The 21,630-nt window shown below is 67.5% G+C and carries 24 protein-coding genes; 17 read left to right on the plus strand and 7 right to left on the minus strand.

The window, feature by feature from the left end:
- Window positions 1-88 precede the first annotated feature (88 nt).
- A complete protein-coding gene (locus AC1KAT_RS03330; RefSeq protein WP_480322754.1) occupies window positions 89-427 on the plus strand; it encodes a ComEA family DNA-binding protein in 339 nt (112 codons plus the stop codon).
- A gap of 100 nt (window positions 428-527) precedes the next feature.
- On the opposite strand, the gene AC1KAT_RS03335 is transcribed toward AC1KAT_RS03330, so the two are convergent.
- From AC1KAT_RS03335 to dnaE, 3 genes are all read right to left on the minus strand, one after another.
- Window positions 528-1,772, minus strand: a complete 1,245-nt coding sequence (locus AC1KAT_RS03335; protein WP_480322756.1) for a patatin-like phospholipase family protein — start codon at window positions 1,770-1,772, stop codon at window positions 528-530.
- Between the two features lie 90 nt (window positions 1,773-1,862).
- Complete coding sequence (locus AC1KAT_RS03340) at window positions 1,863-2,297, minus strand: hypothetical protein (RefSeq protein WP_480322758.1); 435 nt, start codon at window positions 2,295-2,297, stop codon at window positions 1,863-1,865.
- Window positions 2,298-2,394: 97 nt separating this feature from the next.
- A complete protein-coding gene (dnaE, locus tag AC1KAT_RS03345) occupies window positions 2,395-5,901 on the minus strand; it encodes a DNA polymerase III subunit alpha (protein WP_480322760.1) in 3,507 nt (1,168 codons plus the stop codon).
- Window positions 5,902-5,964: 63 nt separating this feature from the next.
- Between dnaE and AC1KAT_RS03350 the strand changes: the two genes are divergently transcribed.
- Both AC1KAT_RS03350 and egtB read left to right on the plus strand, forming a co-directional pair.
- On the plus strand, window positions 5,965-6,729 hold the full coding sequence (locus AC1KAT_RS03350; RefSeq protein WP_480322762.1) for a sulfurtransferase: 765 nt from the start codon (window positions 5,965-5,967) through the stop codon (window positions 6,727-6,729).
- A 111-nt stretch (window positions 6,730-6,840) separates the two neighbouring features.
- The gene (egtB, locus tag AC1KAT_RS03355) at window positions 6,841-8,124 is read left to right on the plus strand and encodes an ergothioneine biosynthesis protein EgtB (protein WP_480322764.1); all 1,284 of its coding nucleotides are present in this window, start codon (window positions 6,841-6,843) and stop codon (window positions 8,122-8,124) included.
- Window positions 8,125-8,131: 7 nt separating this feature from the next.
- Here egtB and AC1KAT_RS03360 read toward each other — a convergent pair whose 3' ends face one another.
- Together AC1KAT_RS03360 and AC1KAT_RS03365 are read right to left on the minus strand one after the other, a co-directional pair.
- Window positions 8,132-8,851, minus strand: a complete 720-nt coding sequence (locus AC1KAT_RS03360; protein WP_480322766.1) for a DUF599 domain-containing protein — start codon at window positions 8,849-8,851, stop codon at window positions 8,132-8,134.
- Window positions 8,852-8,925: 74 nt separating this feature from the next.
- Entirely contained in the window at window positions 8,926-9,624 is a 699-nt protein-coding gene (locus tag AC1KAT_RS03365) for a pirin family protein (RefSeq protein WP_480322768.1), read from the minus strand.
- A 149-nt stretch (window positions 9,625-9,773) separates the two neighbouring features.
- Between AC1KAT_RS03365 and AC1KAT_RS03370 the strand changes: the two genes are divergently transcribed.
- From AC1KAT_RS03370 to AC1KAT_RS03395, 6 genes are all read left to right on the plus strand, one after another.
- The gene (locus tag AC1KAT_RS03370) at window positions 9,774-10,787 is read left to right on the plus strand and encodes a LysR family transcriptional regulator (RefSeq protein ID WP_480322769.1); all 1,014 of its coding nucleotides are present in this window, start codon (window positions 9,774-9,776) and stop codon (window positions 10,785-10,787) included.
- The gene (gene gluQRS / locus AC1KAT_RS03375) at window positions 10,784-11,695 is read left to right on the plus strand and encodes a tRNA glutamyl-Q(34) synthetase GluQRS (protein WP_480322771.1); all 912 of its coding nucleotides are present in this window, start codon (window positions 10,784-10,786) and stop codon (window positions 11,693-11,695) included. Before AC1KAT_RS03370 ends, gluQRS begins: the two co-directional genes overlap by 4 nt.
- 117 nt (window positions 11,696-11,812) lie before the next feature.
- Window positions 11,813-12,478, plus strand: coding sequence for a hypothetical protein (locus tag AC1KAT_RS03380; RefSeq protein WP_480322773.1), 666 nt, complete (start codon window positions 11,813-11,815; stop codon window positions 12,476-12,478).
- A 92-nt stretch (window positions 12,479-12,570) separates the two neighbouring features.
- On the plus strand, window positions 12,571-12,918 hold the full coding sequence (locus AC1KAT_RS03385; RefSeq protein ID WP_480322775.1) for an FKBP-type peptidyl-prolyl cis-trans isomerase: 348 nt from the start codon (window positions 12,571-12,573) through the stop codon (window positions 12,916-12,918).
- 182 nt (window positions 12,919-13,100) lie between these two features.
- The gene (locus AC1KAT_RS03390) at window positions 13,101-14,162 is read left to right on the plus strand and encodes a patatin-like phospholipase family protein (RefSeq protein WP_480322777.1); all 1,062 of its coding nucleotides are present in this window, start codon (window positions 13,101-13,103) and stop codon (window positions 14,160-14,162) included.
- Window positions 14,163-14,275: 113 nt separating this feature from the next.
- Window positions 14,276-15,178 carry a transglutaminase family protein gene (locus AC1KAT_RS03395; RefSeq protein WP_480322779.1) on the plus strand — a complete coding sequence of 301 codons (903 nt, stop codon included), beginning with the start codon at window positions 14,276-14,278 and terminating at the stop codon, window positions 15,176-15,178.
- Between the two features lie 24 nt (window positions 15,179-15,202).
- On the opposite strand, the gene AC1KAT_RS03400 is transcribed toward AC1KAT_RS03395, so the two are convergent.
- Window positions 15,203-15,781, minus strand: coding sequence for a hemerythrin domain-containing protein (locus AC1KAT_RS03400; protein ID WP_480322781.1), 579 nt, complete (start codon window positions 15,779-15,781; stop codon window positions 15,203-15,205).
- Between the two features lie 460 nt (window positions 15,782-16,241).
- Between AC1KAT_RS03400 and AC1KAT_RS03405 the strand changes: the two genes are divergently transcribed.
- Complete coding sequence (locus AC1KAT_RS03405; protein ID WP_480322783.1) at window positions 16,242-16,646, plus strand: response regulator transcription factor; 405 nt, start codon at window positions 16,242-16,244, stop codon at window positions 16,644-16,646.
- 116 nt (window positions 16,647-16,762) lie between these two features.
- Here AC1KAT_RS03405 and AC1KAT_RS03410 read toward each other — a convergent pair whose 3' ends face one another.
- Complete coding sequence (locus AC1KAT_RS03410; protein ID WP_480322785.1) at window positions 16,763-17,395, minus strand: response regulator; 633 nt, start codon at window positions 17,393-17,395, stop codon at window positions 16,763-16,765.
- A 58-nt stretch (window positions 17,396-17,453) separates the two neighbouring features.
- Here AC1KAT_RS03410 and AC1KAT_RS03415 point away from each other — a divergent pair, with 58 nt between their 5' ends.
- The 7 genes from AC1KAT_RS03415 (at window position 17,454) to AC1KAT_RS03445 (ending at window position 21,568) form a co-directional block, all read left to right on the plus strand.
- Window positions 17,454-18,833, plus strand: coding sequence for a CHASE3 domain-containing protein (locus tag AC1KAT_RS03415; protein WP_480322787.1), 1,380 nt, complete (start codon window positions 17,454-17,456; stop codon window positions 18,831-18,833).
- A gap of 259 nt (window positions 18,834-19,092) precedes the next feature.
- Window positions 19,093-19,257: a DUF1328 domain-containing protein gene (locus AC1KAT_RS03420; protein WP_480322789.1), complete on the plus strand. Its 165-nt coding sequence runs from the start codon at window positions 19,093-19,095 to the stop codon at window positions 19,255-19,257.
- A 56-nt stretch (window positions 19,258-19,313) separates the two neighbouring features.
- Window positions 19,314-19,667 carry a hypothetical protein gene (locus tag AC1KAT_RS03425; protein ID WP_480322791.1) on the plus strand — a complete coding sequence of 118 codons (354 nt, stop codon included), beginning with the start codon at window positions 19,314-19,316 and terminating at the stop codon, window positions 19,665-19,667.
- Window positions 19,668-19,786: 119 nt separating this feature from the next.
- Window positions 19,787-20,173 (plus strand): hypothetical protein, encoded by a 387-nt coding sequence (locus tag AC1KAT_RS03430; protein WP_480322793.1) that lies wholly within the window; start codon window positions 19,787-19,789, stop codon window positions 20,171-20,173.
- A complete protein-coding gene (locus AC1KAT_RS03435; RefSeq protein WP_480322795.1) occupies window positions 20,170-20,850 on the plus strand; it encodes a hypothetical protein in 681 nt (226 codons plus the stop codon). Before AC1KAT_RS03430 ends, AC1KAT_RS03435 begins: the two co-directional genes overlap by 4 nt.
- A 155-nt stretch (window positions 20,851-21,005) precedes the next feature.
- Window positions 21,006-21,185 (plus strand): DUF1328 family protein, encoded by a 180-nt coding sequence (locus AC1KAT_RS03440; protein WP_480322797.1) that lies wholly within the window; start codon window positions 21,006-21,008, stop codon window positions 21,183-21,185.
- A gap of 65 nt (window positions 21,186-21,250) precedes the next feature.
- Window positions 21,251-21,568, plus strand: coding sequence for a BON domain-containing protein (locus AC1KAT_RS03445; RefSeq protein WP_480322799.1), 318 nt, complete (start codon window positions 21,251-21,253; stop codon window positions 21,566-21,568).
- The last annotated feature ends 62 nt before the right edge of the window (window positions 21,569-21,630 follow it).

Below are 21,630 nucleotides of genomic sequence, written 5' to 3' on the forward strand. Positions count from 1 at the left end.
GCAGAACCCACGGTGCTCCCTACAGTTCGCGGCGGGGCTTCAAACAAGCCAGCCCCGATCCACCAACATCTCAGAGGGAGTTCACACCATGTTCAAGAAGCTGATCGTCGCGCTGCTCGCGTTTGTCGCTGCCGCCGCGTTTGCCGCCGTCGATGTCAACAAGGCCACGCAAGCCGACCTGGAGTCGGTCAAGGGCATCGGCCCGTCGGTGGCCGGCAAGATCATGACCGAGCGAAAGAAGGCGCCGTTCAAGAACTGGGAAGACATGATCGACCGCGTGCAAGGCGTGGGCCTGGGCAACGCAGCCAAGTTCTCGCAAGGCGGCCTCACGGTCAACGGCGCGAGCTTCAGCCAGCCGGTCGCGGCGCCCAAGGCAGACAAGGGCGAGAAGGCGGCCAGGCCGGCCAAGGCCGACGCCAAGCAGTGAGCGTCAGCTGACGCGTTCGACGCACTCGGTGCCACGGCACCGAGGCCCCAAGCAAAACGCCTCGCAACCGCGAGGCGTTTTGCTTGGGTGGCCGCAGCGGTCAGCCCAGCTCACCGGTGTAGTAGCCGCTGTCGGGAATGGGCACCCGGGGCTTGTCGCGCCGGTCCCAACCGAAGAAGCGCGTCACCTCGTCGCGGCGCGCCATGGTGTCGTCCACGCCGAGGTTGATCAACTCGCGGGTGTATGGCGCCTCGAACAGCAGGTAGCTCGCCAGCGCCGCGCCGCGCGCATCCTGGCCTTTGCCCGACACGCCGACGCCACGCAGCAGTGCACGCACCGGGGTGGGCAGGCTGTCGAGGTGCTTGGCCGCCAGGTCGTCGAGCCGCTGCGTGGGGGCGATCACCAGCACTTCGATGGGCCGCAGCGTGGTCGAGGCCAGGGCCTCGGGCGACAGCAGCGACAGCGTGTTGTTGATGCGTTGCAGGCGCTCGACATCGACCGCGAGCGCGTCCAGGAAGATGTTCGACAGCGCATGGCCGGCGATCTGCGCGAGGCTGGGGTATTCGATGCTCACCTCGCGCCGGCCGGGCGGCTCGTGCATGCGCCCGGCCCCCACCACAAGGATGCGGCGCGCCCCCAGGTGCACCGCCGGCGAGATGGGCGCGGACTGCCGCATCGAGCCATCGCCGAAGAACTCGGTGCGCCCGTCGAACGACAGCGGCACCGCCGGAAAGACGAAGGGGATGGCCGCCGACGCCAGCAGGTGCGGCACGGTGATCGCGTCGCGCACGGCCACGCGCTGCATGCGGTTCCAGGGCACGAAGTTCTGCACCGCGTCGTAGAAGGTGACGTGCGTGCCGGAGCTGTAGCTCGACGCCGTGACCGCCAGCGCCTGCAGGTGGCCGTCGCGCATCAGGTCGCGCAGGCGGTCCACGCGCACCATCTGGTTCAGCAGCGCTTCGAGCGGGGTGTTGTCGAGCAGGGACCGCGGCCGCGCCTTGCGCCATTTGGCGATCACCCAGCCCACCGACATCATCGTGAGCCAGCGCGCGCCCGTGCGGATGACGCCCAGCGAATCGCTGCGGTAGACCTGCTCAGCGCGGAAGTTCTCCCACACCTCGGCGAGCGCGGCCGTGGCGCTGTCGAAGTCGTCGCAGTGGCTGGCGAGCGCCGCGGCGTTGATGGCACCGGCCGAGGTGCCGGCGATCACGGGAAAGGGGTTCGGGGTGTTGGTGGCGGCAGCATCGCGGCGGATCTGCGCGATGGCTTTCAGCACACCCACCTGGTAGGCAGCGCGGGCACCGCCGCCCGTGAGGATGAGGCCGGTCGTCGTTGAGCGAGACATGGCCCCCAGTGTAGGCAGGCCCTGTGGGCGCTCACCTCGGGGTCAACACGATGACGCGGTGCTGCAACAACACCGCGCCATGTGCGGAGTTCAGTCCTTGTGCTTGCCCTTGCCGTGGCCCTTGCCCGGGTGGTCGTCGTGGTCGCGGCCTCGGCGGTCATCATGCCGGTGGTCGTGGCGCGGCTTTGGTGCGTGCACATGCGGCACGTAATGACGCTGGTACCAGTCTTCTTGCACGAAGTACACCGGCTGACCACATGCCTGGTACTTGCGGCAGTGCTTGCGCCAGTTCTTGGCATGACCGGGTGGCACGTGCAGGTACATCGGGGGCTGCTGCACCACGACGGCCGGCTGCTGGATGATCACCGGCTGCGGGTACATCAGCACCGGCGGCTGCGGCACGCGGCCGATGTCGATGCGGCCATAGACGCCGGGTTGGTTGACATGCACCGAGACACCGACGTCGGTGGCACAGGCGGCAGAAGCGGCAGCAAACAGGGCGGCAGCAAGGACGTAGTTTTTCATCTCGGTCTCCTTGAACGGAAAGGGGCAACCCACCTTCAACGCCCGACACCCCGGGTCGGACGACGCATTGGACGCCAAACAACGCACAGGCGCGTTTCTATTCGTACACCACCCCTGCCTTGCCGTGCGCGCTGGCGCGCCAGCGCTCGAGCGCGGCGTCGCTGGGAAAGAATCGACCCTCGTCGCCGAGGTCGAGTTCCGCGCTGGCCGATGGGCGCTGCACCACCAGCCGCACCGGTAGCCCCTGCGTGGTGGGCCCTTGCTCACTCTCGAGCTTGCGGGTCGGAAATTCGCGCAGCACCTCGGCCACCGGTGGCACGCTGCCGTTGACCTCCACGCGCAGGTACTTGCCAAAGCGACAACGCGCCTCGGCCAATCCCCACACCTGCTGGATGTTGAAGCGCATGCCGCCCGAGAAGCGGTCGGGCTGCACCTTGCCCGAAGCGATGATGAGTTCGTCTTCCTTCAGCAAGTCTTTGTTGGCGTTGAGCAGGTCTTCGTTGACCACCGATTCGATCGCGTCGGTCTTGTCGTCAAGTTTGAAGATCGCCACCCGCCCGCGCTGGCCGTTGACCACCCGCAAGTCACCGACGATGCCCGACAGGATCTGCGGCTCGCGGCTGTCGATGAGGTCGGCGATCTTGCGCTTGGCGAACTGCCGCACCTCGGCCTCGCTCTGGTCGAACAGGTGGCCCGACAGATAAAAGCCGAGCGCAACCTTTTCGAGCGACAGCCGCTCCTTGATGCTCCACGGCGCGGCCTGCACGAGCTCGGGCTCTTGGGTGGACGCCGCATGCGAGTCGCCGAAGTCGAACAGCCCGCCCTGGTCGGCGTGCGCGGCCTGCGTGTCGGCGTATTCGAACGCGAGGCCGATGCTGGCCACCAGCATCGAGCGCTCGGGGTGCAGCAGGTCGAAGGCACCCGCCTTGATCAGCGCCTCGACCGTGCGTTTGTTGATGCGCGAACGATCGACACGCGCACAGAAGTCGAACAGGCTCTTGAATGGCCCGCCCTCGGTGCGCGCCTGGATGATGGCTTCGATGGCGCTCTGCCCCGTGCCCTTCACCGCACCCAGGCCGTAGCGCACGACCTTGGTGTCCACCGGCTCGAAGCGGTAGTTGCCGGTGTTGATGTTGGGCGGCTCGAAGGTGATGCCGAGGTTCGCCACCGCATCGTCGTAAAAGATCTTGAGCTTGTCGGTGTCGTCGAGCGCGATGCTCATGTTGGCCGCGGTGAACTCGGCCGCGAAGTGCGCCTTCAAGAACGCCGTGTGATACGCCAACAGCGCATAGCAGGCCGCGTGCGACTTGTTGAAGCCGTAGCCCGCGAACTTCTCCATCAGGTCGAAGATCTCGTTCGCCTTGGGCTCAGGGATGCCCTTCTTGGCCGCGCCCTCGGCGAAAGTGGCGCGGTGGGCCACCATCTCTTCGAGCTTCTTCTTGCCCATCGCGCGGCGCAGCAAGTCGGCGCCACCCAGAGAGTAGCCGCCCACGAGCTGGGCGACCTGCATCACCTGCTCTTGATAGACCATGATCCCGTAGGTCTCTTTCAGGACCTCTTCCATCAGCGGGTGCGGGTATTCGACCTCTTCGCGCCCGTGCTTGCGCGCGCAGAAGCTGGGGATCAGGTCCATCGGGCCCGGCCGGTACAGCGCCACCAGCGCGATGATGTCTTCGAAGACGCTGGGCTTGGCGTCTTTCAGCATGCGCTGCATGCCCGACGATTCAAGCTGGAACACCGCCACCGTCTTGCCTTCGCTCATCAAGCGGTACGCGGCACGGTCGTCGAGCGGGATGTCTTCGAGGCGGAAGTTGCGGTGCTTCTCGTGGCGGGCGCGGATGTAGTCCTTCGCCAGCTCAAGAATCGTCAACGTCGCCAGGCCCAAGAAGTCGAACTTCACGAGGCCGATGGCCTCGACGTCGTCCTTGTCGAACTGGCTCACCGCCGAGTCGCTGCCCGGTTGCATGTAGAGCGGGCAGAAGTCGGTGATCTTGCCCGGCGCGATGAGCACACCACCCGCGTGCATGCCGATGTTGCGCACCATGCCTTCGACGCGCTCGGCCAGCGACAACAGCTCGGCGACTTCTTCTTCGTTCTTCTCGCGTTCTTCGATCTCGGGCGCTTCGACGCGCGCGTAGATCACGCCGGGGTCGGGCTTGTCGCCGGGGCGCCGCAGCGTCACCGACTTGCCGGGCGGTGCGGGCACGAGCTTGGCGATGCCGTCCACGTGCCCGTAGCCCATGCCCAGCACGCGGCCCACGTCGCGCAGCGCGGCCTTGGCGGCCATGGTGCCGAAGGTGGCGATCTGGCTGACGGCGTCGCGGCCGTACTTGTCTTTCACATAGTCGATGACGCGGTCGCGGTTGCCCTGGCAAAAGTCAATGTCGAAGTCGGGCATCGAGACCCGGTCGGGGTTCAGGAAGCGCTCGAACAGCAGGTTGTATTTCAGCGGGTCGAGGTCGGTGATCTTCAGCGCATAGGCCACGAGCGAGCCCGCGCCCGAGCCCCGGCCCGGGCCCACCGGGCAGCCGTTGTTCTTGGCCCAGTTGATGAAGTCGGCCACGATCAGGAAGTAGCCCGGGAAGCCCATCTTCAGGATCGTGTTGATCTCGAATTCGAGCCGCGCCTCGTAGGTGGGGCGCTGCTTCTCGCGCTCGGCCTCGTCCTTGAACAACTCGACCAGACGCTCTTTCAGCCCCTCGTGAGACGCGTAGCGGAAGTACGCGTCCGGGTCCATGCGCTCGCCGTTGACCTCGGGGATCGGGAAGTTCGGCAGCTGCGGCTTGCCCAGCACCAGCGTGAGGCTGCAGCGCTTGGCGATCTCGACCGTGTTGCGGATGGCGCTCGGCAGGTCGGCGAACAGCGCCTCCATCTGCGCTTGGGTCTTGAAGTACTGCTCGCGCGTGAAGCGCTTGACGCGGCGCGGGTTGGTCAGCGTCTCGCCTTCGGCGATGCAGGTGCGCGCCTCGTGGGCCTCGAAGTCGTCGGGCGTCTGGAACTGCACCGGGTGCGTGGCCACCACCGGCAGCTTGAGGGCGGCCGCCAGCGGCACGGCGGCACGCACATGTGCCTCGTTGGTCGGCATGCCGGCGCGTTGCACCTCGATGTAGAAGCGCTGCGTGAAGATCGCCGACAGGCGCTCGGCCATCGCCTGCGCGCGCGCCGTGTCTTGCGCCATCAGCGCCTGGCCCACCGCACCCATCTCAGCGCCCGAAAGCGCGATCAGCCCCTCGTTGAGCGCGACCAGCGATTCCCACTTGACCCAGGCCTGCGCGCGCTGCGCGTTGTTCACCCACGCCCGCGAGAGGATCTCGCACAGGTTCAGGTAACCCGTCTTGCTTTGCACCAGCAAGAGCAGGCGGCTCGGGTTCTTGTCGGCGCCGCCGGGCTCGGGTTCGAGCCAGATGTCGGCTCCGAGGATGGGCTTGACGCCTTTCTTGCGCGCGGTGCTGTAGAACTTGACGCCGCCGAAGAGGTTCGACAGGTCGGTGATGGCCAGGGCCGCTTGCTGGTCTTTGGCGGCGGCGGCCACGACATCGTCGATGCGCAGGGTGCCATCGACGACGGAGAACTCGGTGTGGGTGCGCAGGTGAACAAAAGGCATCGGGCGATTTTAGAGAGCCGGCCTCCTTAAAATCGTCGCCCTTCCCCCTGCTCGGCCCCGCTCGTGACACCTGCCACCGCCCCCGTTCTCAACATCTCGGCGTACAAGTTCGTCACGCTGGCAGACACGCAGGCGCTGCGCGAGAGCATCCGCTCACAAGCCGATGCGTTCGGCCTCAAAGGCACGGTGCTGCTGGCCGAAGAAGGCATCAATCTTTTTCTGGCTGGCACGCCCGAGGGCGTGCGCGGCTTCGTGCAGTGGCTGCGCGGCGACGCGCGCTTTGCCGATGTCGAGCCGAAAGAAAGCGCGTCGGCCACGGTGCCGTTCAAGAAGCTCTTGGTGAAGGTCAAGCACGAGATCATCCGCATGAACCACCCGCAGGTGCGGCCCGACGCCTCGCCGCGCGCCCCGGCCGTCGATGCGCCCACGCTCGCGCGCTGGCTCGACGCCGGCCACGACGACGACGGCCGCCCGGTGGTGATGCTCGACACGCGCAACGCCTTCGAGGTGGACTACGGCAAGTTCGAGAACGCCATCGACTGGCGCCTGACGAAGTTCAGCGAGTTTCCCGACGCGGTGCAGCAGCACGCCGACGAGCTGCGCGGCAAGACGGTGGTGAGCTACTGCACCGGCGGCATCCGCTGCGAGAAGGCCGCGCTCTTCATGGCCGATGCGCTGAAAGACCGCGGCGTCGAACGCGTGCTGCAGCTCGACGGCGGCATCCTCAAGTACTTCGAGCTGACCGGCGGCAAGCACTACGACGGCGGCTGCTTCGTGTTCGACGAACGCGAGGCGGTGGACGCCACGCTCGCACCGGCCAAGGGCTGAGCAAGGCGTCGGCCCCCGCTCCCACGGCAAGAGCTCTCGCCCGGCTACGCCCCGCGTTTGCTCGGGCTTGCGGCTCGACATAAGCTGGCCCGCCGCCACCCGGAGCCGTCGATGCCGCACGAGAAAGACCTGCCCCTCACGCAACGCTATGCACAGGTGCGGGCGGCCACCGAGCGCCTGGCCACGCCGCTGTCACCCGAGGACTGCCAGGTGCAGTCGATGCCCGACGCGAGCCCCACGAAATGGCACCTCGCGCATGTCACGTGGTTCTTCGAGACCTTCATCCTCGAGCGCTTCGAACGCGACTTCCGGCCCTTCGATGCGCAGTACCGGGTGCTTTTCAACAGCTACTACGTCGGCGTCGGCGAGCGCTACCCGCGCGCCGCGCGCGGGCTGATCACGCGCCCTGACCTCGCCACGGTGATGGCGTACCGCGCGGCGGTCGATGCCCGCATGCAGCGCCTGCTCGACCACCCCGCACCCGACCCGGCGTTGGTCGAATTGGTCACGCTGGGCCTGCACCACGAACAACAACACCAGGAATTGCTGCTGACCGACATCAAGCACGCACTGTCGTTCAACCCCGCGCGTGCGGCCTATGCGCCGCCCAGGCCGATGGCGTCGGTGCCACCGCAGCCGTTGCGCTGGGCCGAGCACGCCGGTGGGCTGGTCGAGATCGGCCACGACCCGCAGCGCGACGGCGCCTTCGCGTTCGACAACGAAGGCCCGCGGCATGCGGTGCATTTGCGGCCCTTCGCGCTGGCGTCGCGCCCGGTGACGAACGGCGACTGGCTCGACTTCATCGGCGACGGCGGCTACCGGCGACCCGAACTGTGGCTGTCGATGGGCTGGGACTGGGTGCAGGCCGGCCGACGCGAGGCACCGCTCTACTGGCGCGAGCGTGAGGGCCGCTGGCACACGTTCACGCTTCACGGCGAAACCGCCCCCGACCCGCATGCGCCCGCCTGCCACCTGAGCTACTTCGAGGCCGACGCCTACGCACGCTGGGCCGCTGCCCGCCTGCCCACCGAGGCCGAGTGGGAAACCGCCGCCCGCGCCCTGCCCTCGGCTGCGGCCCCCGAGGGCGGCCACTGGGCCGACAGCGGCACCTTCCACCCACGCCCGCCGACGCAGGCAAGCACCACCCACCCCGCGCAGATGTTCGGGGGCGTGTGGGAATGGACGCAATCGAGCTACTCGCCCTACCCCGGCTACCGACCTGCAGCCGGGGCGGTCGGCGAATACAACGGCAAGTTCATGTGCCAACAGCTGGTGCTGCGGGGCGGCTCTTGCGCGACGCCGGCGACGCATGTTCGCGCCAGCTACCGCAACTTCTTTCCACCCGAGGCGCAGTGGCAGTTCAGTGGCCTGAGGCTCGCCCGAGACCTCGACTGAGCTCAGCCTACGAGTTCAAGACCTTCAGCACGTCCGAGTGAAATTCGCGCTGGTACAGGATGTAGACCACGCCGACGGTTGCGCAGAAGAAGATGAGCGGCGAGAAGTACCAGCCCATCGCCGCGAACGACATGTAGTAAGCCCGCAGGCCGTCGTTGAAGGTTTCGGCCGCCATGCTCACCACCCCACCGGCGCGCTTGGCGTATTCGTGGCGCTGCGCCTGGGCCTCTTCACCCATCGATTCGAACTGCTTGGCCTCGGGCATCGACGCCATCAACAAGGCGCCGAAGGTGTATTGCCTCATCGACCAGGTGAAGCGAAAGAACGCGTAGACAAAGATCGCCAGCAGCAGCACCGTCTTCAGGTCGAAGATCAGCACCGAGGTGTGCGCCGCGAACGGGATTTCTTTGACCAGCGAACTGGCCTTGTCGTTGGTGCCCAGCACGGCCAGCAGGCCGCCGATGATCAGGATGGTGGTGGACGCAAAGAACGACGGGCTGGTCGAGAGGTTCTGGATCACCGTGCCATCGACGACGCGCACGTCGCGGTAGGTGGTCTGCATCATCCACTCGCGGCGGATGCGGTTGGTCGAAGCCAGGATGGACGGCCGCCGCTGCGCCCGGTTCTTGGCGAACCAGGCGTAGCCGGCCCAGCCGCCAAAGAAGCAGATCAACGCGGCCCAATCGGTCCAGGGCAAGAGCCCCAGCACTTTCAGCATCGTGTTCATGCTGCGGACTTTAATGGCAGCGCCCTGCGCAAGCCGCCGCCCCGCGGTGAAGGCGGGGCGGCCGATGGCCGTGATCAGTTCAGGTCGAAGACCAGCAGCTCGGCCTGCTCGCCTTTCGCCACGCGCACGGTCGGTTCGTCGCGCAAGGCAAGCGCGTCGCCGGCTTCGAGCGGCTGTCCGTTGACCTGCACCTTGCCGCGCAGCACCTGCACGTAGCCTTCGCGACCCGGGGCGAGCGGCAGTTCGGCCGACTCGTCGCCGTCGAAGAGGCCGGCGTACATCGCGGCGTCGGCGTGGATGGTCACCGAGCCGTCGCGGCCGTCGGGCGAGGCCACCAGGCGCAGGCGGCCGCGCTTGTCGGCGTCTTCGAAGCGCTTTTGCTCGTAGCCGGGGGCGATGCCGGTCTGGCTGGGCACGATCCAGATCTGCATGAAGTGCGTGGTTTCGTTCGGCGCATGGTTGAACTCGCTGTGCTGGATGCCGCGGCCCGCGCTCATGCGCTGCACGTCGCCGGGCTCGATGGTCGCGCCGTTGCCGATGCTGTCCTTGTGGCCGAGCGCGCCCGAGAGCACGTACGAGATGATTTCCATGTCGCGGTGGCCGTGCGCGCCGAAGCCGGTGCCGGGCACGATGCGGTCTTCGTTGATCACCCGCAGGTTGCCCACGCCCATGTGCTTCGGGTCGTAGTAGTCGGCGAACGAGAAGCTGTGAAACGACTTGAGCCAGCCGTGGTCGGCGAAACCTCGGTCGGACGATTTGCGGACGGTGATCATGTGCGGCTCCTTCGTGGCTGCGGGGTTCGTCGGGTGTGCATCCACTGTAGAAGCCGCACGCGCCATGGGCCCGGGCCGCGGCTTGAAGCCCCCGTTCAAATAAGATGAACGCACCCCTTGCTGCCCGCTGGCCCCGGCCGACACCCGCGATGATTTCCTCCCGCAATGTCCTGACCCCCGAAGCGCTTGCCATGATGGACGTCATCGCAAGAACCGGCAGCTTCGCGGCGGCCGCGCGCGAGCTGGGCAAGGTGCCTTCGGCGCTGACCTACAACGTGCGCCAGCTCGAAGACGCGCTCGACGTGCTGCTGTTCGACCGCCGCTCGCGCCAGGCCAAGCTCACCGCCGCTGGCGAAGAGCTGCTGAACGAAGGCCGGCGCCTGCTGGAGCAGATCGACGCCGTCGCCAACCGCGTGAAGCGCGTGGCCACCGGGTGGGAAACCCAGCTCACCGTGGCCGTCGATGGCGTGATGTCGCGCACGACCATGTTCGAGCTGTGCGAGGCCTTCTTCGCGCTGCGCCCCGATGGCGTCGCCGGGGCGCCCGCCGAGTCGGGCCCGGGCACGCGGCTGCGGCTGCGCACCGAGGTGCTGGCCGGCACCTGCGAGGCGCTGTTCAGCGGCCAGGCCGACCTGGCCATCGGCGTGGGCACCGACCAGACCCTGCCCGCCGGCGTGCAGATGCAGCCGCTGGGCGAGATGGCCTTCGTGTTCGCAGTGGCGCCGCACCACGCGCTGGCCTCGCACCCCGGGCCCATCACCGACGCCGAACTGGTGAGCCACCGCGCGGTCGCCGTGGCCGACTCGGCCCAGCGCATGGCCCCGCTCACCGTGCACCTGCTGCCCGGCCAGGACGTGCTGACCGTCGCCAGCATGCAGGCCAAGATCGAAGCGCAGCTGCGCTGCCTGGGCTGCGGCTTCTTGCCCGAGCCGCTGGCGCGAGAGCACATCGCCGCCGGCCGCCTGGTGGTCAAGCCGGTGGACCGGCCCGCGCACATCGCCCGGCTGGGCTACGCGTGGCGCAGCACCCCGGCCGCGCCCGGCGCACGCAAGCCGACGATGGGCCACGCGCTGCGCTGGTGGTTGACGCAACTCGAAAGCCCGGCCACCCGCCAGGCATTGATGGAGCGGCACAGCGGCCTGGTGCCGCTCGGCGGGGCATGAGCCCCACGGCCTACCGCGGTCGCTTCGCGCCGTCGCCCACGGGGCCGCTGCACGCCGGCTCGCTGGTCGCCGCGCTGGCAAGCTGGCTCGATGCGCGTGCGCATGGCGGCACGTGGCTGGTGCGCATCGAAGACGTGGACACCCCGCGCTGCGTGCCCGGGGCCGACGACCTCATCCTCTCGCAGCTCGCGGCCTGCGGGCTGACGAGCGACGAGCCGCCGCTGTGGCAATCGCGCCGGGGCGAGCGCTACCAGCACGCGCTGGACACGCTCGCGGCGCGACAGCTGGTGTACCCCTGCGGCTGCACGCGCAGCGACATCCAGGCCGCGCTCCAGGCCGCGGGGCGTGACAAGCCGCGCCATGGCGAGCTGGTCTACCCCGGCACCTGCCGCGATGGCCTGCACGGCAAACCGGCTCGCGCCATGCGCGTGCGCAGCGACGCGAACGTCGCCGATGTGCGCATCGACTGGGCCGACCGCCGCCTGGGCACGCAGTCGCAGAACGTGACGCAAGAGGTGGGCGACTTCGTGCTGAAGCGTGCCGACGGCCTGTGGGCCTACCAGCTCGCCGTGGTGGTCGATGACGCCGAGCAAGGCATCACGCACGTGGTGCGCGGCGAAGACCTGGCCGACAACACCCCACGGCAGGTCCACCTGCAGCGGCTGCTGGGCCTGCCCACGCCGCGGTACCTGCACACGCCGCTGGTGCTGGGCGCCAACGGTGAAAAGCTGTCGAAGCAGAACGGCGCCGCGCCGCTCGACCTGCGCGAACCACTCACCGCCTTGCGCGAGGCCGCGCGTGCGCTGGGCCTGCACGGGCTGCCCAAGGGCGACGATGCTGCGGCCTGGCGCGCCGCCGCGTCCATGGCCTGGCGTGACAGCTTGGCGCGTGTTGCACCAGAAGGCTGAGCCATGCCCACCGAAGCGTGGGGTGCGGGGAGGCGCGCGATGTGACGCAAGTCAGCATGCGGCGCGACGCGGCCTCGACAGAATCGCCGCACCTCACGACAGCCCCCGGAGACCGCGATGCCACGCTTCAACTTCCTTGGCCTGCGCAAGACCTTGCCGCAGAAGGAGTTCACCAAGCTGGTGGACATGGTGATCAAGACCGTCGAAGAGTTCGACGACTGGGAAGCCCAGGCCAACAAGTTTCTCAATGGGGCCAAGCTGCCGGCCAAGAGCGCCGACGACATCGAAAAGTCGATCACGCAGGCCGAAAACATCGTGCTCGCCGCGTCGAAGAAGCTCACGCCAAAAGACCCGGTGGTCGGCCAGATGAACGAGATCGTCAAGGCCATGCAGAGCCTGAAGATCACGCACCGCCAGTTGGTGGGCTCGCTGATCTCGCAGTTCGAGGGGCTCGACGGCAGCGGCGGCAAAGAGGTGAGCAAGGCCGCCAAAGAAGCGCAGTCGATCGCCGCGAAATGCCGCAAGGAAGCGAAGTCCACGATGGAAGAGCTGGTGGCGCTGGTGAAGAAGCACCACAAGGACGCCAACGGCCACATCCTGCGCCACGGCGGCTATGTCGATTCACAGCGCAAGAACACCGAGGCCACCGAGAAGCTGCTGGGCCGCAAACTCAAGAGCGCGGTGGACGAGAAAGAGTTCAAGGAAGCGCAGCAGGCCGTCGCCGAACTCGAAGAACTGCTGGCCGACCTGGAACGCGCCGAGAAGATCGTCAAGAAGGCGTGATGCCGAATGGGGCGGGGCCAAAAGGCGCGCGACCGAAAGGCCGGCGCGCACGGCGATAGCATCGCGGGCTTTCCACTTCAAGGTTCGACGCCATGCAAACCACCGCTTCCGGCCTGCAATACGAAGACACCGTGCCGGGCACCGGCGACGAAGCCAAAGCTGGCCAGTACGTCACCGTGCACTACACCGGCTGGCTTTACAACAACGGCACCAAGGGCGCCAAGTTCGACAGCAGCAAGGACCGCAACGACCCGTTCGAGTTCGGCCTCGGCGAAGGCATGGTCATCAAGGGCTGGGACGAAGGCGTGCAGGGCATGAAGGTCGGCGGCACGCGCGTGCTGGTGATCCCGGCCGAGCTGGGCTACGGCGCACGCGGCGCGGGCGGCGTGATCCCGCCGAACGCGACGCTGATGTTCGAGGTCGAACTGCTGGGCGTCTGAGCGCCACGCCGCCTGGGGCACGCTGCGCCGCACGAGGCCGCCGATGTGCCACCGCACGCGGCGGCCTTTTTCGTGGCCGGCCCGGTGAAGCGCCGGTGACAAATCCCCCGCAGCAATCGGTTATTGCGGCGCAGCAAAACCTGCGATAGCGTGACTCGCTTCATTCACCCCAGGGGGCAGCGATGGCGACGACACCGTGCGGCGTGGTCTTGCAAGGCGGGGGCGCCCTCGGCGCCTATGAATGGGGGGCGCTGGCGGCGCTCCATGAAGCCGGCTTCGCGCCGGTGGCCATCTCGGGCGTGAGCATCGGTGCCATCAACACGGCCGCCGTGGCCGGCGCACCCGGCGGCGACATCACCGCCAGCCTCGACGCGCTGTGGAACACCATCGTGATCCCGACGGTGCCGCTCTTGCCAGAAAAAGAGCAGTTCTGGTTGTCGGCCTTCGGCACGCCGGGTTTCTATCGACCACGAACCGACTACTTCAACCTCATGCAGTGGACGAGCCTGTGCGACGTGTCGCCGATGGCCGCCACGCTGACCGAGCTGCTCGACTGGGATCGCCTCAACGACGACGCGCTGCACCGCGTGTGCGTCACCGCCACCAACGTGCGCACCGGCATGAGCGAGCGCTTCTACAACACCGAGCCCGACAAGAGGACGCTGACGCCGAAGCACATCCTCGCCAGCGGCAGCCTGCCGCCGGGCTTTCCGGCGACCGAGATCGACGGCGAGGTCTACTGGGACGGTGGCCTGTTCGACAACACGCCGCTGCGACCTCTGGTCGAGATGCTGTCCACCGCCGAGACGGCGAGCCTGCCGGTGTTCGTGCTCGACCTCTTCCCGACCGGCGACACCGTGCCCACCAACCTGCAGCAGGTGCGCGACCGGGCGATGGAGATCTCGTTCGAGAACCGCTTCTGGGACGACTTCGGCGGCCCCGACGGGCTGCGCGACCACGCCCAGATGCTGCGCACGCTGGACAGCAGCCTGCCCCCGAACGCCTCCGTGCGCCGCGACCCCGCGTTCAAACGCATGATGAAGTACGCCGCTCTGGCCCACCTGCACGTCGTGCCCGCCCAGCACGTGCCGATGACGGGCGGCATGGACTTCTCTGCGTACACCGTGAAGACGCGCCGCGACAAGGGCCACCTGGCGATGGAGACCTACCTCGCCGAAAACGGTCCGTTCGGGACGCCGCCCAAGGCGGGCTCGGGCCGGCGGGCGTCGCGCCGCACGGCCTGATGGCTCGGCGCCCGGCAATCCACCGGGCGCCGGGGGCTTTGCCGGGGTGGGGTCGGGCGGGCAGGCCTCGGCCTTGCATACTCGAACGCACGCGTTCTTGCCTGCGTGCCCCGATGCCCATCACCTACGACATCACCCACACCACCGTCTACCGCTACAGCGAGCCGGTTCGCTTCGGCGAGCACCGGGTGATGTTTCGCCCGCGTGACAGCCACGACCTGCGTGTGCTCGCGATGGACCTGGACGTCAGCCCCGAGGCCTCGGTGCGCATGATCCAGGACCCGCATTCGAATTCGATCGCGCTGGTGCAGCCGCTGGAGCCGGCCGACGAGCTGAAGATCGTGTGCGCGTTTCGCATCGAGCACGCGCACACCAACAACCTCGAACTGCCGCTGTCGCCGTCGGCCGAGTTCTTTCCCTTTGCGTATTCGGTGGACGAGCGCTTCGACCTCGAACAGTACCTGCGCCCCCACCACGACGACCCCGAAGGCGTGCTCACGGCCTGGGCGCGCGAGCTGATCCGCACCGACGGGCCCACCCACACGCGCGAACTGCTGGTGCGCATGAACCAGCGTATCCGCGATGAATTCGAATATGCCGCGCGCGACGAAGAAGGCACGCAAGACCCGCTGCGTACGCTCGAACTGCGCAGCGGCAGCTGCCGCGACTTCGCGCTGCTGATGATCGAGGCGGCCCGCCGGCTGGGCATCGCGAGCCGCTTCGTGTCGGGCTACCTGTACGACCCGGCACTCGACGACCCCAACACCACCGACGACGACGCGGCCGGCCTGCCCACGGTAGGTGCAGGCGTCACCCACGCATGGATGCAGGCCTACCTGCCCGGCGCCGGCTGGCTGCCCTTCGACCCGACCAACAACTTGCTGGGCGGCACGCAGCTGCTGCGCGTTGCGGTGGCACGCGATCCCAAGCAGGCCGCCCCGATATCGGGCACGTGGTTCGGGTCGCCCGACGCATACCAGGGCATGGACGTGGCCGTGAAGGTGCGCCGGGTGTGACGCGTGCCGCGCGCGGGACCGGGCTCAGGCCTCGTCGCCGCCGCGCCCCACGGGGTCGTCGGCCTCGTCCTCGACCACCGCGCCATGCGACAGCACGCGCTGGTACTGCACCAGCAGCGCCTGCCGCCGTTCCAGCAGGACGCGCCCCAATTCGTCCAGCTTCAACGGCGACTGCCGCAAGGCCGGAAAGAGCAGGCTGCGCTCGTGCTCGAACTGCCGTTCCATGAATTCGCCCAGCGCCTCGACACGCGCGTCCCGCGCGGCGTTCTCGACCGGCGAGCCGACGATGGTGGACAGCATTTCGCGCGCGCTGCGGTGCGCATTGCGCGCTTCGGCGATCAGGTCGAGGTGCACGCTGCTGCCTTGCTGCTGCAGCGCAGGGTGCACCACCTCGCTCACCAGTTGCAGGTGCACCATCAACTCCACATACACACGCTCGACCAGCGCCCGCTTGCCTTGCGCGGTGTCGTCGCGCTCGCACAGCAGGTGAAACGCGAAGAAGAGCTTGCCGAGCGCCTGCTGGCCACGGCGCAACACTTCCACCGCGTCGGGCGCGACAGCTCGGCGTGCAGAAGAGGTGGGGTCGGCAGGGGCGCGTTTCATCGGCAGGCTTGGCGTTTGCTTGATGCCTCACACTCGGCACCTCGCCAGGCCCTCGTCCAGAGGACCGATCGGGTCAAGCGCGCGGTGCATCCAATGCGTGCGGGTTCAGCCATTCAACTCAGTCTAGGCAGCGCGGGCATTGATGCAAAGCAGACAAAGAAGCTCACCGCTGTGGGCTCGCTCCTACACCGTTCCCACGCCGCTGCGAGGGAGCGAGAAGAAGCAATGCGCGCGGCATACGGTGGCGAGCTGTAGGCATCGTCCTACATGCGCTCCGGGGCTGTCCCGACAGGGTGCGCAGGGCGTGCTGATTAGAATTTCTCGCATGCCTGAAGCAGCCCTCGCGCGCATGCGCGGCCTCGTCACGGCGCGTTTTTCGCGTTGCCATGGTGGGCTGCGGATCGTCCCCGCGACGACCCGAACGACGCGTTGCGGCACGCCCCCTCACGGACCTTAGGCGATGCTCAAGACCTACATCGTCGAAGACAGCCCGGTGATCCGCGAGAACCTCATCGCGACGCTGGAAGAACTGGTGCCCGTTCAGGTCGTGGGCACGGCCGACAGCGAAGCCGCCGCGACCTCGTGGCTCAGGGACCAGACGCGCGACCCCTGCGACCTGGTCATCGTGGACATCTTCCTCAAGAGTGGTTCAGGCCTCGGCGTGCTCGCGGCGAGCGCGCAGCTGCCGTCGACCACCAAGCGCATCGTGCTCAGCAACTACGCCACCCCCGACATGCGCCGCAAGTGCCTGCAGCTCGGGGCCGACAAGGTGTTCGACAAGTCGAACGAGATCGATGCGCTGATCACCTACTGCCAGCGCCTGGCCGCCGGCGAGAGCACCACCTCTGTCTTCGGTGATCTGTGAGGCCCGCGCATGCGGGTGCAGGCGCAGGCCTCGGCTTCGAAGGTGCACCCGCCAAAAAGAACCGGGCGCGTGAAGCGCCCGGTGTTGCCCACCTCAGCGGTGCAGCAGGCCCGACCTCACTGGATCAGGCCGTTCTTCAGCGCGTAGTAGGTCAGGTCGCTGTTCGACTCGAGCTTCATCTTCTCCATCACGCGGGTGCGGTAGGTGCTGACGGTCTTGACGCTCAGCGACATGCTGTCGGCCATGTGCCCGATGGTCTCGCCCTTGGCGAGTCGCAGGAAGACCTGGAACTCACGCTCCGACAACTGTTCGTGCAGCGGCTTGTCGACGTTGCCGCCCAGGGTGTCGGCCAGCAGCTCGGCCACGGCCGGGGTGATGTACTTGCGGCCGCGCGCCACCGTGCGAATGGCCGTGACGATTTCTTCGGGGTCGCATTCCTTGTTGAGGTAGCCGCTCGCGCCCTGTCGCAGCAGGGTGGTCGCGTAGTGCGCCTCGGGAAAGCCGCTCAGGATGAGCACCGGCAACTCGGGGGCCCGGGCACGGATGCCGGCCAGCGCATCGACGCCGCTCTGGTCGGGCATCGACAAGTCCATGACCATGACATCAACAAGGCCTTGTCGCACGATGTCCAGGGCCTCACGACCATTGCCGGCTTCGGCGACGACTTGCAGGTCCACCTGTTCGGACAGGTACTGCCGCAGCCCGGCACGCACGATGGCGTGGTCGTCCACGATGGCGATCTTGATCATGAGTGGTTCCTCTCTCAAATACCTCGAACGATTCTAGGTTGACCCCCATACACCTCGCATGAAGAACCTCTTTGGACGCCTCAAGCGCAGCGCTTTCACCTTTCCCCTGGCCGTGGTGACGGCGTTGACGCTGATGGTCATCAGCGAATCGGCGTACCACACGTCGGTCGATTCGCTCGACCGCGTGGGCGTGCGCACGCAGGCGCGCAACGACAACCTGCTGCTGCTGCGGCTGGTGCTCGACGCCGAAAACGGGCAACGGGGCTTCCTCATCACGGGCCGGCCCGAGTACCTCAAGCCCTACCGCGTCGCGATGGAACAAATCGGCGACACGATGAAGAAGCTGGCCACCTTCTACGGCAAAGAGCCCACGCAGACCGCCAACTTCGCGGTGCTTGCCTCGCTGGTGGCCAAGAAGCTGTCCGAGATGGAAACCACCGTGCGACTCCGCAGTGAAGGCCGCGACGAGGCCTGGCGCGCGGTGATCGAGACCGACATCGGCCGCGAGCAGATGGAGAGCATCCGCCTCGCCTCTGAACGCTTGATCGAACGCGAGTCGGCGCTGATCGAGGCCGAGCGCGCCGAGGTCTACCAGACCCTGCTGCTCAGCCGCCTGGGCGTCAGCGCGATGACGGCCCTGAGCGTGCTCGCTTTCTTCATGTACCTGCGCCAATCGTCCACACTCGAAAAAGAGCGGCTCGAACGCCAGCAGGTGATGCAGGCGCAACTCGATCTGCTCGAACAGCAGGTCGCCGCGCGCACCGCGCAGCTCACCGAGCTAGCTCAGCATCTGCAGAACGCACGCGAAGACGAGCGCAGCCGCCTCGCGCGCGACCTGCACGACGAGTTGGGTGCCTTGCTCACCGCCGCCAAGCTCGACGTGGCGCGGCTGAAGTCGCGCATCCAGCCGATCTCGCCCGAGGTGGCCGAGCGGCTCAAGCACCTGACCGAAGCGCTCAACAACGGCATCGCACTCAAGCGCCGCATCATCGAAGACCTGCGCCCGTCGTCGCTCAACAACCTCGGGCTGGTCGCTGCGCTCGAAATCCTGGCGCGCGAGTTCGGCGACAGCTCGGGCATCGACGTGCAGGCCGAGTTCGACGACGACGTGCGCCTCGCGCCGCCTTCGGAACTGACGGTCTACCGCCTCGTGCAAGAAGCCCTCACCAACGTCGGCAAGTACGCCCAGGCCAAACACGTGCAAATTCGCTTGCGGGTGCAGGGCGGGCAAGCCGAGGTGTCGGTGAAGGACGATGGCGTCGGCTTCGACATGAACGAGCGCCGCTCTTCCAGCCACGGGCTGCTGGGCATGCGCTACCGCGTCGAGGCCGCACGGGGCCGCATGCACATGGAATCCGCGCCGGGCCGGGGCACCTTGATCCGGGCTTCGCTGCCCATGCTGGCGCGCGAAGCGCAATCCGTGTCGCACGCCGGCTGAGGCAAGCACTGCAAGGGCGCCATCGCGGTATCGGGCACCCCGGGGCCTGGCCGAGCCTGCGGGAGGCCCCTGTCGGTGGCGTCCTACGCGGCGACCCCGGTGAGGCCGACAGCGCTGCGGCCCACCGTCTCATGGTGCGCGCAATGCCGCGTCCTTAAAGTGGCTTCACGTTGATGAAGCGCCTTGCTTGTAGCAGTCTTCATCGGCCGACACCGAAGCCATCGGACCGCCGCGTCCACGCAACCTGAGGAGCCGGAACATGCTGCACTACGCCGTCGTCTTTTTCGTCATCGCCCTGATCGCCGCCTTGTTCGGTTTTGGTGGCATCGCTGCCAGCGCCGCAGGCATCGCCAAGATCCTCTTCCTGATCTTCGCGGTGATGGCTGTGGCGGCGTTCCTGTTCGGTCTGATCCGGAAGTCGTGACGCGCCTCGCTGCGTGTTTCATTCCATTCACCGCCCCACCCCACTGAGGAGCCAACATGACCAACACCGCCAGCAATCCCACCACCACGTCGTACAACGAAACTTCGGAGTCGGCACGCCGCGCGACCAGCGAAGCGCTGAACCAGGCCGAAAGCACCGCGAGCGGCCTGCGTGACCGCGTCGAACCGACCGTGGCCCGCCTGGCCACCCAGGCCGAGACACTGGCCCGCCGCGGCATGGACGCCGTGCGCGACAGCGCCACGCAAGTCCGCGCCCGCGCCCAGTCAATGGGCGACTCCACGGTGCGATACGTCAAGGACGAGCCCGTGAAGGCCATGCTCATCGCCGCCGCCACCGGCGCCGCGCTGATGGCCTTGGTCAGCCTCTTCAGCTCGCGTCGCGACCGCTGATAGGGGCAGTTCTGCCGCCTTCGCCCGCAGGCGCGCGCGGCGGGCGGCACATACATGAGCGGCGGTGAAGGCTTTCACCGCCGTTCTTCCTTCTGCGACGGTCTTGAGGAGGGCCAGCCATGATCCACCCCCTGGTTCGCCTGTTGGCGACACAACCCCAGCTCATCGCCGAGCACCTGGGCGGGTATGCCGCGCTCATGGGCGCAGAGATTCAGCAAGTGAAGAACCGCGCCTTGATGCACCTGATGCTCATCGGCCTGTGCCTGAGCCTGCTCGCCGTGGCGCTGGTGCTGGTGGGGGTCTCGTTGATGATGTGGGCAGTGGCTGCCGGCTCCTTGTCGACGACCGCTGGCTGGGTGCTGGTGCTGGTGCCACTGGCGCCGGTGATCGGCGCTGGCGTCGCGTTCTGGTATGCGCAGCGACCGGCCGACGACCCGGCCTTCGCCAAGCTGCAATTGCAGTTGGCCGCCGACGCCCAGATGTTCAATGAAGTGGGGGCTGCATGAGCCCCATCGAAGCGCAAGCCAACACAGCCGCCACCGAGGCGCTGGCACACCGGGGCGCCCTCACGCGCGGACCGGATCTCAGCCCTGAGCAACGACTCGCCCTCACGCGCGAGAAGATGCGTGCAGCCCTGACGCGCAAGCGCGCGCCCGAGGGCGACCGCGGCAGCGGCCGCCGCGCACGCCGCGGCATGTGGCGGGGCATGCGCCGCCTGTTGAGCCAGCTGCCCTTCAGCGAACTCGCCTCCAGCAGTGCCGTGCACTGGTGGCGCCACCACCCCTGGCGCGCGACGGTCGAGTTTGCGCTCGACGCGGCCGACGAGGTCGTGCGCCCGGCCGCGGACAAACACCCGTGGCTGCTGGTCGGCGGCGCGTTGGTGGCCGGCGCGGTGATCGCCAACCTGCGCCCCTGGCGGTCGCTCTCGGGCGTGCTGCTGGCGGGGCTCGTGCCCACCTGGGCGTCGTTGATGCAATGGGCCGCGTCGATGGTCCACGGGGCACCGGACGGGTCCGAAGCCGCGCCGCAATACGACCCGTACGCCGCAGAGGCCACCTCCGGTGGCCCGGTGCCCGAAGGCGGTCCCTCAACACCGGCCAACGCCTCGATGGACCCGCCGCCAGCCCCTAGCGCCACCACCACCGCGTCGGCGAATGAAGCCGCACGCTCGGCCGCCGCGTGAGTGCCGGCCGTCGCATCAGTCACCCCTGCTTGAGAAGGGGTTCGTCCTACACGCACGTCCGTCGGCGTCCGATGGGCTGCGAGCGAGCCCCCGCCTAGAGTGCAGACATCGGCTCAGGGCACTGCGTCCAAAGGCCGCTACCCAGGAGAGCTTCCATGCTGAAGTGGGCCCTTATCTTTGCAGCGATTGCAGTTGTCGCCGGCCTGTTCGGGTTCAGCGGCATCGCGGCAGGGGCCGCGGGCATCGCCAAGTTCTTGTTCGTGCTGTTCCTGGTGCTCTTCATCGCCGTCGTCGTGATCGGCCTCTTGAGCGTCAAGACCATCACGAACAAATAGCCACGCGGCCCTGACCGGCCTTTCCTCACCTGCCAACGTTCCACCACCGAAGAAGGAGAAACAACATGCAAGCACGCACCCCCATCGCTGCAGTCGTCATCGCATTGGCCGCCGCCCTTGGCGCCACCGGTTGCGCAGTCAAGCGCGAACAATCCACGGTCGGCCAGTATGTCGATGACGCCACCATCACCACCTCGGTGAAGGCCCGCTTCATTGAAGACAAGGCCGTGGCCGCCTCTTCCATCCAGGTCGAAACCCTGAACGGCACGGTGCAGCTGTCGGGCTTCGCGAAGAGCGCCGACGAGAAGGCCCAGGCCGAAGCCATCGCCCGCCGCGTGAGCGGTGTGAAGGCTGTGAAGAACGACATCCTGATTCGTCCTTGAGCCTGCAGTGAGGCCGGCCCGTCAAACGGCCGGCACCAAGACAAAGGGCCCGCATTGCTGCG

This window comes from Piscinibacter sp. PDB5-1 (assembly GCF_056676035.1).